Here is a 12,197-nt window from a genome sequence, read left to right as displayed (position 1 = left end):
TTATCAAAGTTTGGTCAAGGACAGGCCAGCCCAGGTGGCGAGCAGCCCGCCGAACACGCTGATGCCCAGGTAACCGAAAGCTACCAAAGCTTGCCCGCTTTCCAGCAGGCGCACCGTATCCAGTGAAAAGGATGAAAAGGTCGTAAGACCGCCTACAAAACCGACAATCAAGCCGGCGCGAACCTCAATCGGCACTTCGGGGCGCAACAGGAACCAGCCGTACAACAGGCCGATAATCAGGCAACCCACCAGGTTGACCGCCAGAGTGGCCGCATAAAAATGCTTCGGCCAATTGGCGCTGACCCAAGTGCCAGTGGCGAAACGCAATAATGTACCAGCGATGCCCGCGGCGGACACGGCAAGAATGGTCTTGAGCACTACTTTCTCCGCTGTTTTGGGCTGAGACGGTCGAGTTGGGCCAGGTGATTGAGCTTTTCACCGATTTTCAGCTCCAGGCCACGCGGCACCGGCTGATACAGCGGCAAGGGCTCAAGCTCATCGGGGAAGTAGTCTTCGCCGGCCGCGTAGGCGTCCGGCTCATCGTGGGCATAGCGGTATTCGTCGCCATAACCCAACTGTTTCATAAGCTTGGTCGGCGCATTGCGCAGGTGCATCGGCACCTCAAGAGAGCCGTATTCGGCAGCGGCGCGCAGGGCGGATTTGAAGCCCATGTACACCGCGTTGCTTTTTGGCGCGCAGGCCAGATAGGTGATGGCCTGGGCCACGGCCAACTCGCCTTCCGGGCTACCCAGGCGCTCCTGCACATCCCAGGCGGCCAGGCACAGGCTCAAGGCGCGCGGGTCGGCGTTGCCGATGTCTTCGCTGGCCATGCGTACCACGCGGCGCGCCAGGTACAGCGGGTCGCAGCCGCCGTCGATCATGCGTGCAAACCAGTACAACGCGCCGTCGGGGTTGGAGCCGCGCACAGACTTGTGCAGTGCCGAGATCTGATCGTAAAAGGCTTCGCCGCCCTTGTCGAAACGGCGGCGCGTGTCGCCGAGCAGGCTTTGCAACAGGTCGACGCCAATCTCGTGGCCGTCTTCGGCCAAATCCGAGGCATTCTCCAGCAGGTTCAGAAAGCGGCGACCATCGCCATCGGCGGCGGCCAGCAGAATTTTGAAGCCTTCTTCGCTGACGCTCAGCTGGCGCTTGCCCAAGCCCTTGTCTTCGCTCAGAGCCCGATGCAGCAGCTTTTGCATCGCCGCTTCGTCCAGGCTCTTGAGCACATAGACACGCGCTCGCGAGAGCAAGGCATTGTTGAGTTCAAACGAAGGGTTTTCGGTGGTAGCGCCAATAAAGATTAACGTACCGTCTTCGACATACGGCAAAAACGCGTCTTGCTGCGACTTGTTGAAACGATGCACTTCGTCGACAAACAGGATGGTGCGCTTGCCGTATTGCCCAGCCTGTTGCTTGGCAACTTCTACCGCCTGGCGAATCTCTTTGACCCCGGCCAGTACCGCCGAAACCGTTTCGAAATGTGCATCCGAGACTTTTGCCAGCAGCCGCGCCAGGGTGGTTTTACCCACGCCCGGCGGCCCCCAGAAAATCATCGAGTGCAGCGCACCCTGCTCCAGGGCTTCACGCAAAGGCTTGCCGCGAGCGAGCAGGTGTTCCTGCCCGACGTACTCATCCAGGTTGGTCGAGCGCAAACGCGCCGCCAAAGGCTGAGCAATCGGGTCACTTCGAAACAAATCCATGGGCAGCGTTTGAAACCTCTAGACAGGTTATTCCTGGATCACGTCGGCACCCTTGGGGATGACGAACTTGAACTTGGATGCGTCCACTGGCTGGTTAGCCTTGACGCCGGAGAACAGGATATCGGTCCGCTGGCCCACGCTGTCGATCAGGCGCATGTTGTTGATCACGCCATTGCCGAACGACAGGTTCAGGCTGTCAAACAGCGTGTCCTTGGATTTAGGCTTGAGGGTGAACTCGATCACGTTGCTGGTTTGCTTGGAGGTGATATCGAAGCTGTCGTTGATCTTTGATACATCGCCCGACAGCAGCAGCGCCGGCGTCTGGTTCAAACGAGGGTCGAGCTTCTTGATGGTCGCCTGCTCCAGGTCCGGGTCCCACAGGGTGACCTTCTGGCCATCGGAAACAATCGTCTGCTCGGCCTTGCCTTCGGTGTGCCAGTAGAACAGACCAGGACGCTGTACGGCCATTTCGCCTTCGGTTTGCTGCAACTGGGTGCCGCCGGCATCCAGGGTCAACTGGGAGAAGCGTGCGGTCAGGGTCTTGGACTTGTCCAGCAGGTTAGTCAGGCTGGCCACCGAGGCCGGATCAGCGTGGGCCGAAACAGCAGTCAGGGCCAGTGCCGGCAACAACAGCATGCGGATAAAGCGCATGGGAATCCTCATTGAGTCGTCAGGGCGTGCTGCGTGTTGTCACGCAGCACGGAATCAGTCGCGCATCTGCCCGGGAGCGATGACTTCACGCGAACCGTTGGTGTTCATGGCGGTTACGACGCCAGCGTTTTCCATGGATTCGATCATGCGGGCGGCGCGGTTGTAACCGATTTTGAGCTTGCGCTGCACCGCAGAGATCGAAGCGCGACGGCTTTCGAGTACGAATGCCACGGCTTCGTCGTAGAGCGCGTCGGTTTCGGCATCGTCATCACCGCTGCTACCGCCGTCGAAGCCGCTGCCGGCCTCTTCGACGCCTGCGAGGATGTCGTCGTTGTATTCCGGCGCGCCGCGCAGCTTCCAGGCTTCCACCACGCGGTGAACTTCATCATCGGAGACGAAGGCGCCGTGAACCCGGATTGGCAGGCTGGTGCCCGGAGGCATATAGAGCATGTCACCGTGACCCAGCAGTTGTTCGGCGCCGCCCTGGTCGATGATAGTGCGCGAGTCGATCTTGCTGGAAACCTGGAACGCCATCCGCGTTGGAATGTTGGCCTTGATCAAGCCGGTGATCACATCCACCGACGGCCGCTGGGTGGCGAGGATCAAGTGAATACCGGCCGCACGGGCCTTTTGGGCGATACGCGCGATCAGTTCTTCCACCTTCTTGCCGACGATCATCATCATGTCGGCAAATTCATCGACCACCACCACGATGGTCGGCAGCTTGGTCAGCAGCGGCGCTTCGTCGTGAATGCTTTCGCGCTTGTACAGTGGGTCGGTCAGCGGTGTACCGGCGTCCTGGGCTTCCTTGACCTTGGCATTGAAGCCCGACAGGTTACGCACGCCCATCTTCGCCATCAGCTTGTAGCGACGCTCCATCTCGGCGACGCTCCAGCGCAAGGCGTTGGCGGCGTCCTTCATATCGGTCACCACCGGGCACAGCAGGTGCGGGATGCCTTCGTAGATCGACAATTCGAGCATCTTCGGGTCGATCATGATCAGCTTGGCGTCATCCGGGCCGGACTTGAACAGGATCGACAGAATCATCGCGTTCACGCCCACCGACTTACCGGAACCGGTGGTACCGGCCACCAGCAAGTGCGGCATTTTCGCCAGGTCGGTGATCACCGGCTTACCGCCGATGTCGTGGCCGAGGGCCAAGGTGACCGGTGACTTGAAGTTGTCGTATTCCGGCGTCGACAGCACCTCGGAGAACCGCACGATCTGACGGTCTTCGTTGGGAATCTCGATGCCGACGGTGGTCTTGCCGGGGATCACTTCCACCACACGCACACTGGTCACGGCCAGGGAACGGGCCAGGTCTTTGGCCAGGTTGGAGATACGGCTGACCTTGACGCCGGCTGCCGGCTGGATTTCGTAACGGGTAATCACCGGGCCTGGGTGGATCGAATCCACCGAGACTTCGACGCCGAATTCCTTGAGCTTGATTTCCAGCAGGTGGCCGACGGCCGCCAGGGATTCCGGAGAATAATTGAGTTGTTTCTTTTCGGCCGGGTCGAGAATCGAGATCGGCGGCAAGGTGCCCTCTACGGCGCTATCGACGAACAACGGCGCCTGCTTCTCTTTCTGCACACGATGGCTCGGCTCCGGCGCTTTGGGCGGTGCCGGGGCAATCACCGGCGGCACCTGCTTCTCGCGGTCCGACATGTGCTTGCTCAGGGCTTGCTCGCGCTCGATAAGGCGTTCCTTGACCTTGGCTTGCTCGCGGCGGTCCGGCGTACTCGGGGCCACCACTTCGTTAACGCGGGTGTCCACCTCACGCAGTTGCGCGACCATGCGTTTGCGATCGACCCGGGCCGACCACCAGCGGTTGGCGGCGCCCTGGAACAATTCGAGCAGGTCCAGGGTGATCTTGCCGGTCACGTCCATCACCTTGAACCACGACAGGTCGGTGAACACAGTGAGGCCGAACAGGAACAGCGCGATAAACATCAAGGTGCTGCCCTGGATATTCAGGGTCTTGCGCGCCAGGTCGCCGAGGCTTTCGCCCAACGCCCCGCCCGCGCCCGCCGGCAAGCCGGTAGGTGCATGAAAATGAATGTGCGCCAGCGCCGCGCCGGACAACACCAGGAACACCAGGCCGATCAGGCGCCAGGAGAACAGCCAGCCGCTCCACTGCCACGGTTCGTGACGCTGGCGGAAGATCTGCCAGGTCTTGATCGCCAGCAATAACGGGAAGATATACGCGAAGTAGCCCAGCACCATAAACAGGATATCGGCGCTGTAGGAACCGGCGGGGCCGCCGAAGTTCTGCACGTCTTCGATCTTGCTGTTGTGGCTCCAGCCCGGATCGTCCTTGCCATAGGTAAGCAAGGCCATCATCAGGAACAGGCACAGGGCGCCGATAGCGATCAGCGCGCCTTCCTTGAGTCGATAATGCAGGTGCTGGCGCCAGGCCGGCACGACTGCTGCTTTAGGTGTTGCGGCGGATTTCTTCAAAACGGGTCTATTCCTGCGCCTTTAGCGCGTCCATCTGTTGAATGACTGCACACTGCTCAATCCGAGCAGCTGAAAAATGAACGAATGTCGCTGAAACTACTTTTAACATTGGGTGATGAACAGGTGAAAGGGCGAAAACGCCACAATGCCCGCATTGTACGGGTTTGCGTCGACGATGCCACGTACTTGCCCTCACCCGGTGGCCTGCACAGATGATGTGTCATAGCCTGTTCAATTTGAGCACGCATTGTCTTTGCTGACAAAGGCTTATGCGCTGTTTTTATCAAAGCAGGCAAGCTTGGCAATTGGCCTGCATGGCCCAGACCCGATTACGACCGCGCCCAAAGGGTAGAGTTGCAGAAACACCTATTAACGCTATTGCGCGCGGATGCCCGATTCGGGCTGGCCCCACAGCGCCATGTCGACAATAATCATCCCACATGCGGCAGGCGTCATACCTGCCACTCCCCTCCCCTACCGTAAGCCTGGATACCATGCTGACCTGGTTGCAACGCGATTCCCTGACTTTCCCGCCGCTGGCCAAAGCCATGCGTGAACCCAATGGCTTGCTGGCCGCCGGTGGCGACCTGTCGGCCGAGCGACTGATCCAGGCCTACCGCCATGGCTGTTTCCCGTGGTTCTCCGACGGCCAGCCGATCCTCTGGTGGTCTCCAGACCCGCGCACGGTGATATTCCCCGACGAGCTGCACGTGTCACGCAGCCTCGGCAAACTGTTGCGTCAGCAGCGCTACAGCGTGACCTTTGATCAGGACTTCGCCGCCGTCATCCAGGCCTGCGCCGCGCCCCGCGCTTATGCAGACGGCACCTGGATCACCGAAGGTATCCAAAGCGCCTACCTGGAGCTGCACCGGCGCGGCTACGCGCATTCCGTCGAAGTATGGGATGAAGGCAAGCTGGTCGGCGGCCTGTATGGCCTGGCAATGGGCCAGTTATTTTTTGGCGAATCGATGTTCAGCCGCGCCGACAATGCCTCCAAGTTCGGCTTTGCCACGCTGACCCGCCAGTTGCAGGCCTGGGGTTTTGTACTGATCGACTGCCAGATGCCCAATGATCACCTGCACAGCCTCGGCGCCCGCGCCATACCGCGCAGTGAATTTGCCGGCTTCCTGCGTAACCATTTAGACCAGCCCAGCTCTGGCCCGTGGGTTTCCTAGGCGACTTCCTCGTACCTGGCTTACACTTATTTCAAAGCTTATCCCGAGGGTTGATCATGACCGAGCTGGCACGCTTGAAGTTCTATGCCACTCAAGCTCACTCTTGCAGCTATCTGCCTGACGAGCAGGCCACCACACTGTTCCTCGACCCCAGCCAGCCGATGGACGTGCATGTGTATGCCGACCTCTCAGAGATGGGTTTTCGGCGCAGCGGCGATCATCTGTACCGGCCCCATTGCCAGAACTGCAATGCGTGCGTGCCTGCACGCATCCCGGTTGCGCAGTTTTTGCCGGACCGCAACCAGAAACGCATCCTCAAACGTAACGCCGACCTGACGGTCACGGCCACCAAGCCGCAGTACAGCGAAGAATATTTCGATCTTTACCAACGCTACATCGAACAACGCCATGCGGACGGCGATATGTTCCCGCCCAGCCGCGATCAGTTTTCGACCTTCCTGGTGCGCGACCTGCCCTTCTCGCGCTTCTATGAGTTCCGCCTGGACGGCCGCCTGTTGGCGGTGGCCGTGACCGACCTGCTGCCCAACGGCCTGTCGGCGGTCTACACCTTCTACGAGCCGGCCGAAGAACGCCGCAGCCTTGGGCGCTTTGCGATTTTGTGGCAAATCGGTGAAGCCGCGCGCCTGGAACTGGAGGCGGTGTACCTCGGATACTGGATCAAGAACTGCAAAAAGATGAACTACAAGACCCAATATCGGCCCATTGAGCTACTGATTAATCAAAGATGGGTAACGCTTAACTAGAACCCCTTGGCTTAAACACCCTTTTTCGGGCACAATGCACGCCGCTTTTGCCTGGCGCAGTTGCACCGGGCCATTCACTGGATACCGAGGGCTTTACTGCATGTCGAAAGAAGACAGCTTCGAAATGGAAGGCACTGTCGTCGACACCCTGCCCAACACCATGTTTCGTGTGGAGTTGGAAAATGGGCACGTCGTAACCGCGCATATCTCCGGCAAGATGCGCAAGAACTACATTCGTATTCTTACCGGTGACAAAGTGCGCGTCGAGCTGACGCCCTATGACTTGAGCAAAGGGCGCATCACTTACCGCGCTCGTTAAGCAAGTCAATACAAAACGCCCGGTTATACCGGGCGTTTTTGTGTGTGCGCAATTTTGTTCAACACCACAAATCCCTGTGGGAGCTGGCTTGCCTGCGATGGCGGTCTATCAGGAAAATATTCTTCAGCTGACCCACCGCTATCGCAGGCAAGCCAGCCCCCACAGTAGATCTCCAACGTATTCAAGACAGCAAAAAGGCGCCCTTGGGCGCCTTTTTACTGTGTTGCGATCAGCTATCAGGCCATTTCGGCGGTGGTTTCGAACTCGAAGGTCAGCTCGCCATCCTTCAGGTCGATGTGCACCACGCCACCATGGTCGGAAAGCTCGCCAAACAGGATCTCTTCGGCCAGTGGCCGCTTGATCTTGTCCTGGATCAGACGCGCCATTGGACGAGCGCCCATTGCCGAGTCGTAGCCACCCTGGGCCAGCCAGTTGCGCGCCGCGTCCGTTACGTCAAGCTGCACGCGCTTGTCTTCCAACTGCGCTTGAAGCTCGGTAAGGAACTTGTCCACCACGCTTTTGATGACCTCATGGCTGAGGCGACCAAACTGGATAATGGTGTCCAGACGGTTGCGGAACTCCGGCGTGAAGCTCTTCTTGATCACTTCCATCGCATCGGACGAGTGATCCTGATGCGTAAAGCCAATAGAGGCTCGCGCAGCAGTCTCGGCACCGGCGTTGGTGGTCATGATCACGATGACGTTGCGGAAGTCCGCCTTGCGCCCGTTGTTGTCGGTCAGGGTACCGTGGTCCATGACCTGCAGCAGCAGGTTGAAGACTTCCGGGTGAGCCTTCTCGATTTCATCGAGCAACAACACGCAGTGTGGCTGCTTGGTGATGGCTTCGGTCAGCAGGCCGCCCTGGTCGAACCCGACATAGCCCGGAGGCGCGCCGATCAGGCGCGACACGGTGTGGCGCTCCATGTATTCGGACATGTCGAAACGCACCAGCTCAATACCCATGGCCTTGGCCAATTGCCGCGCCGCTTCGGTCTTGCCGACGCCGGTCGGGCCTGCGAACAGGAACGATCCGACCGGTTTGTCCGGCGACTTGAGGCCTGCACGCGAGAGCTTGATTGCGGTGGACAGCGCGTCGATAGCGGCATCCTGGCCGAACACCGTGAGCTTGAGGTCGCGCTCCAGGTTACGCAGCAGTTCCTTGTCGGAACTGTTGACGTGCTTGGGTGGAATACGTGCGATCTTGGCCACGATGTCCTCGACTTGAGGCACGTCGATGCGCTTCACACGCTTCTCGACCGGCTGCAGGCGCTGGTAGGCACCCGCCTCGTCGATCACGTCGATGGCCTTGTCCGGCATATGCCGGTCATTGATGTAGCGCGACGCCAGCTCAGCAGCAGCGCGCAGGGCTTCATCGGTGTACTCGATGCCGTGATGCGCCTCGAAGCGTCCCTTGAGGCCGCGCAGGATGCCGATGGTGTCTTCAACCGAAGGCTCGGACACGTCGACCTTCTGGAAGCGACGCGCCAGGGCACGGTCTTTTTCGAAGATGCCGCGAAACTCCTGGAACGTGGTCGAACCAATGCAACGGATATCACCCGACGACAGCAGCGGCTTGAGCAGGTTGGAGGCGTCCATCACCCCACCGGACGCCGCGCCGGCGCCAATGATGGTGTGGATTTCATCGATAAACAGAATCGCTTGCGGGCGTTTTTTCAGCTCGCCGAGCAGCGCCTTGAAGCGCTTCTCGAAATCGCCACGGTACTTGGTCCCGGCGAGCAATGCGCCAAGATCAAGGGAGTAGACGACGCTGTTGGCCAGCAGATCAGGCACCTGGTTATCAACGATGCGCTTGGCCAGGCCTTCGGCAATTGCGGTTTTACCCACGCCGGCCTCACCCACCAGCAACGGATTGTTCTTGCGACGACGCGCGAGGATCTGCGCTACACGCTCAACCTCAAGCTCACGCCCCACCAGCGGATCAATCCGCCCCTGGCGCGCCAGTTCGTTAAGGTTGCTGGCATAGGCATCCAGTGGATTGCCCGAAGAAGAAGACTCACCGCCCTCGTCGTCCTGCATATCCTGCTCACCCTCGGAATGATCGCCGTGCCCTGGCACTTTGGAGATACCGTGGGCGATGTAGTTGACGACATCAATACGGGCAACGCTCTGCTGCTTGAGCAGGAACACTGCCTGGCTTTCCTGTTCGCTGAAAATCGCCACAAGCACATTGGCGCCCGTGACCTCACGCTTACCGGAGCTCTGTACATGGAAGACAGCACGCTGCAATACCCGCTGGAAGCCCAGGGTTGGCTGGGTCTCACGGTCCTCGTCATGCACGGGGATCAGTGGCGTGGTGGAGTCGATGAACTCCTGCAGGTCATGCTTGAGTTTGTCGAGGTTGGCGCCGCACGCACGCAGAACGGTGGCGGCAGCTTCGTTATCCAAAAGTGCCAGCAGCAGGTGCTCGACGGTCATGAATTCATGACGCTTCGAACGAGCCTCCTTGAAGGCAAGATTGAGGGTGACTTCGAGCTCGCGGTTTAACATAGCTTCACCTCATACCCAAGTGGTCGGCGTTAACCGTCCTTCTCGATTTCACAGAGTAGCGGATGCTGGCTTTCCCTGGCGTACTGGTTGACCTGCATGGCCTTTGTCTCGGCGATGTCACGGGTAAACACTCCACATACTGCCCGTCCTTCTGTGTGAACGGCCAGCATTACCTTGGTCGCCAGCTCGCGGTTCAGGTTAAAAAACACCTCGAGCACTTCGACGACGAAATCCATCGGTGTGTAGTCATCATTAAACAAAACCACCTTGTACATCGGCGGCGCCTGAAGAGCAGGCTTCGCCTCCTGGACAGCAATGCCTGCAGAACCGTCGTCATCGTGTTCCTGATCCGGGCGATCCTGATTGAATGTTAGTCGAATCTGGCTGTTTGCATGCATGGAAAGAAAGGTTCGTCAGTGGTTCAAATACAGTGGTGGGGGCGACCTGTCAGATTTTCAACTACTGACCGGTTGGTCGCCTTGACTATCGGCGAAACGGTGTTACAACCAATAGAACCCACAGTGGGTAAAAAAGGTCCGCGCAGTCAACCTTATTTATTCGGGTTAGGACGGATAAACTGGATGATACTCCAGTGATGGAGTCTGGTGCAGAGGGATATGGTTATGTCTGGCGTCAAGGTCAGTGGCAAGGTCAAATGGTTTAACAACGCCAAGGGATATGGGTTCATCAACGCAGATGGAAAATCCGGAGAAGACCTCTTCGCGCATTATTCAGCGATTACCATGGATGGGTACAAGACCCTAAAAGCGGGCCAGCCTGTGGAGTTTTTAATCATTCAAGGGCCGAAAGGGCTGCACGCCGTCGAAATTTGTGCAGCCTGCGCAGTTACATCGGGAACAATCCACGACGAAACGCACGAAACAAAGCCCAGGACAAGTCAGGCCACCCCATCAAAAAAGAAACAAACGGCCTGATAACGCCTTAAGCAATACGGCACAAAAAAGCCGGCCATTCTGAGTCATCAGAATGGCCGGCTTTTTTACAGCAGCGCTTTACATATGCGCAATCAACGCATCACCAAACCCTGACGACGACACCAGCTTCGCGCCGTCCATCAAACGCTCAAAGTCATAGGTCACGGTCTTCGCCGAAATCGCGCCATTGGTGCCTTTGATGATCAAATCCGCCGCCTCAGTCCAGCCCATATGCCGCAGCATCATTTCCGCCGACAAGATCAGCGAACCCGGGTTGACCTGATCCTTGCCGGCATATTTAGGCGCAGTACCGTGGGTGGCCTCGAACATTGCCACGGTGTCGGAGAGATTGGCCCCCGGCGCAATACCAATACCACCCACTTCCGCCGCCAGCGCGTCAGACAGGTAGTCACCGTTGAGGTTAAGCGTGGCGATCACATCATATTCCGCCGGGCGCAGTAGAATCTGCTGGAGCATGGCATCGGCAATCGCGTCCTTGACCACCACATTCTTGCCGGTCTTCGGGTTTTTGAACTGCATCCACGGGCCGCCGTCGAGCAGGGTCGCGCCAAATTCTTTTTCGGCAATACCGTAGGCCCACTCTTTGAAGGCACCCTCGGTGAACTTCATGATGTTGCCTTTGTGCACAATGGTCAGCGAATCACGATCATTATCCACTACATATTGCAGGGCTTTGCGCGCCAGGCGCTCGGTGCCTTCCTTGGAAACCGGCTTGATGCCAATGCCACAGTCCTGGTCGAAACGGATCTTGGTAACGCCCATTTCTTCCTTGAGGAACTTGATCACCTTGATGGCTTCCGGCGAACCGGCCTTCCACTCGATACCGGCGTAAATGTCTTCGGAGTTTTCACGGAAGATGGTCATATCGACGTCGCCAGGCTTCTTGACCGGGCTGGGCACGCCTTCAAACCAGCGCACCGGGCGCAGGCACACATATAAATCGAGCTGCTGACGCAGGGCCACGTTCAGCGAACGGATGCCGCCGCCAACCGGCGTGGTCAGCGGGCCTTTGATGGAAACCACGTAATCCTTGACCGCATCCAGGGTTTCCTGGGGCAGCCAGGTGTCCTGGTCGTAGACTTGAGTCGCCTTCTCGCCGGCATACACCTCCATCCAGGAGATTTTGCGTTTTCCGCCGTAGGCCTTTTCAACAGCTGCGTCGACCACCTTGATCATCACCGGGCTGATGTCGACGCCAATACCGTCGCCTTCTATATAAGGGATGATCGGTTGGTCAGGAACATTGAGAGAATGGTCTGCATTGACGGTGATTTTGTCGCCGACTGCCGGAACCTGAATCTTCTTGTATCCCATGCTGAACTCCATCTATGGATTGAACATCTGGCTGCGTTCGAGCCTACTCCAGATAAATGGCGACTGAAACCTCACGCCATGCTCATTTGCATCGAAAACAGCATAATTTGTCGCCTACAAGCCTGAAAGCAAAGACAAAATCGCCAATCTTGAGCACATCGTGCGACTTTGGTCGCAGTCTGGGCCCTGCGACCTTTAGACCAATGGACGACACACCTTTTGTATGAAGGCTCGGCGTAAGCATAGCGACCTATGTATAATGCCGCCGCTGACCAAAGAGTCACGACGGCGGACCGCTCTAGAACAAAGCCTTCCGCTACAAAGCAGGACTAATACAATAGTCCACCCGCT

11 protein-coding genes are annotated in these 12,197 nt (G+C 58.2%); 4 read left to right on the top strand and 7 right to left on the bottom strand.

All coding sequences use genetic code 11. The features are described from left to right. Positions 1-3: 3 nt before the first annotated feature. From crcB to HX790_RS28525, 4 genes are read right to left on the bottom strand one after another with little or no spacing between them, the layout of a single operon-like run. On the bottom strand, positions 4-378 hold the full coding sequence (crcB, locus tag HX790_RS28540; protein ID WP_017137499.1) for a fluoride efflux transporter CrcB: 375 nt from the start codon (positions 376-378) through the stop codon (positions 4-6). After that, positions 378-1,700: a replication-associated recombination protein A gene (locus HX790_RS28535; protein ID WP_017137500.1), complete on the bottom strand. Its 1,323-nt coding sequence runs from the start codon at positions 1,698-1,700 to the stop codon at positions 378-380. The genes crcB and HX790_RS28535 overlap by 1 nt, the downstream gene beginning before the upstream one ends. Positions 1,701-1,727: 27 nt before the next feature. Next, the gene (gene lolA / locus HX790_RS28530) at positions 1,728-2,351 is read right to left on the bottom strand and encodes an outer membrane lipoprotein chaperone LolA (RefSeq protein ID WP_017137501.1); all 624 of its coding nucleotides are present in this window, start codon (positions 2,349-2,351) and stop codon (positions 1,728-1,730) included. A 54-nt stretch (positions 2,352-2,405) separates the two neighbouring features. Further along, on the bottom strand, positions 2,406-4,811 hold the full coding sequence (locus tag HX790_RS28525; RefSeq protein WP_069788233.1) for a DNA translocase FtsK: 2,406 nt from the start codon (positions 4,809-4,811) through the stop codon (positions 2,406-2,408). Between the two features lie 494 nt (positions 4,812-5,305). On the opposite strand from HX790_RS28525, the gene aat reads away from it, so the two are divergent. From aat to infA, 3 genes are all read left to right on the top strand, one after another. Beyond that, a complete protein-coding gene (gene aat / locus HX790_RS28520; protein ID WP_017137503.1) occupies positions 5,306-5,986 on the top strand; it encodes a leucyl/phenylalanyl-tRNA--protein transferase in 681 nt (226 codons plus the stop codon). 56 nt (positions 5,987-6,042) lie between these two features. Further along, positions 6,043-6,750: an arginyltransferase gene (locus HX790_RS28515; protein ID WP_017137504.1), complete on the top strand. Its 708-nt coding sequence runs from the start codon at positions 6,043-6,045 to the stop codon at positions 6,748-6,750. Between the two features lie 100 nt (positions 6,751-6,850). Next, the gene (gene infA, locus HX790_RS28510; RefSeq protein ID WP_002553999.1) at positions 6,851-7,069 is read left to right on the top strand and encodes a translation initiation factor IF-1; all 219 of its coding nucleotides are present in this window, start codon (positions 6,851-6,853) and stop codon (positions 7,067-7,069) included. Positions 7,070-7,305: 236 nt separating this feature from the next. On the opposite strand, the gene clpA is transcribed toward infA, so the two are convergent. Beyond that, positions 7,306-9,576 (bottom strand): ATP-dependent Clp protease ATP-binding subunit ClpA, encoded by a 2,271-nt coding sequence (gene clpA / locus HX790_RS28505; RefSeq protein WP_053256828.1) that lies wholly within the window; start codon positions 9,574-9,576, stop codon positions 7,306-7,308. Positions 9,577-9,605: 29 nt separating this feature from the next. Next, positions 9,606-9,974 (bottom strand): ATP-dependent Clp protease adapter ClpS, encoded by a 369-nt coding sequence (clpS, locus tag HX790_RS28500; RefSeq protein WP_005789091.1) that lies wholly within the window; start codon positions 9,972-9,974, stop codon positions 9,606-9,608. A gap of 225 nt (positions 9,975-10,199) precedes the next feature. On the opposite strand from clpS, the gene HX790_RS28495 reads away from it, so the two are divergent. Continuing rightward, the gene (locus HX790_RS28495; protein WP_099548040.1) at positions 10,200-10,511 is read left to right on the top strand and encodes a cold shock domain-containing protein; all 312 of its coding nucleotides are present in this window, start codon (positions 10,200-10,202) and stop codon (positions 10,509-10,511) included. A 78-nt stretch (positions 10,512-10,589) separates the two neighbouring features. On the opposite strand, the gene icd is transcribed toward HX790_RS28495, so the two are convergent. After that, positions 10,590-11,846, bottom strand: coding sequence for an NADP-dependent isocitrate dehydrogenase (gene icd / locus HX790_RS28490; RefSeq protein ID WP_017137506.1), 1,257 nt, complete (start codon positions 11,844-11,846; stop codon positions 10,590-10,592). Positions 11,847-12,197: the final 351 nt, after the last annotated feature.

Source organism: Pseudomonas sp. IPO3747 (assembly GCF_013385245.1).
Classification (GTDB): domain Bacteria; phylum Pseudomonadota; class Gammaproteobacteria; order Pseudomonadales; family Pseudomonadaceae; genus Aquipseudomonas; species Aquipseudomonas edaphica.
This window is presented reverse-complemented; position numbering and strand designations above follow the sequence as displayed.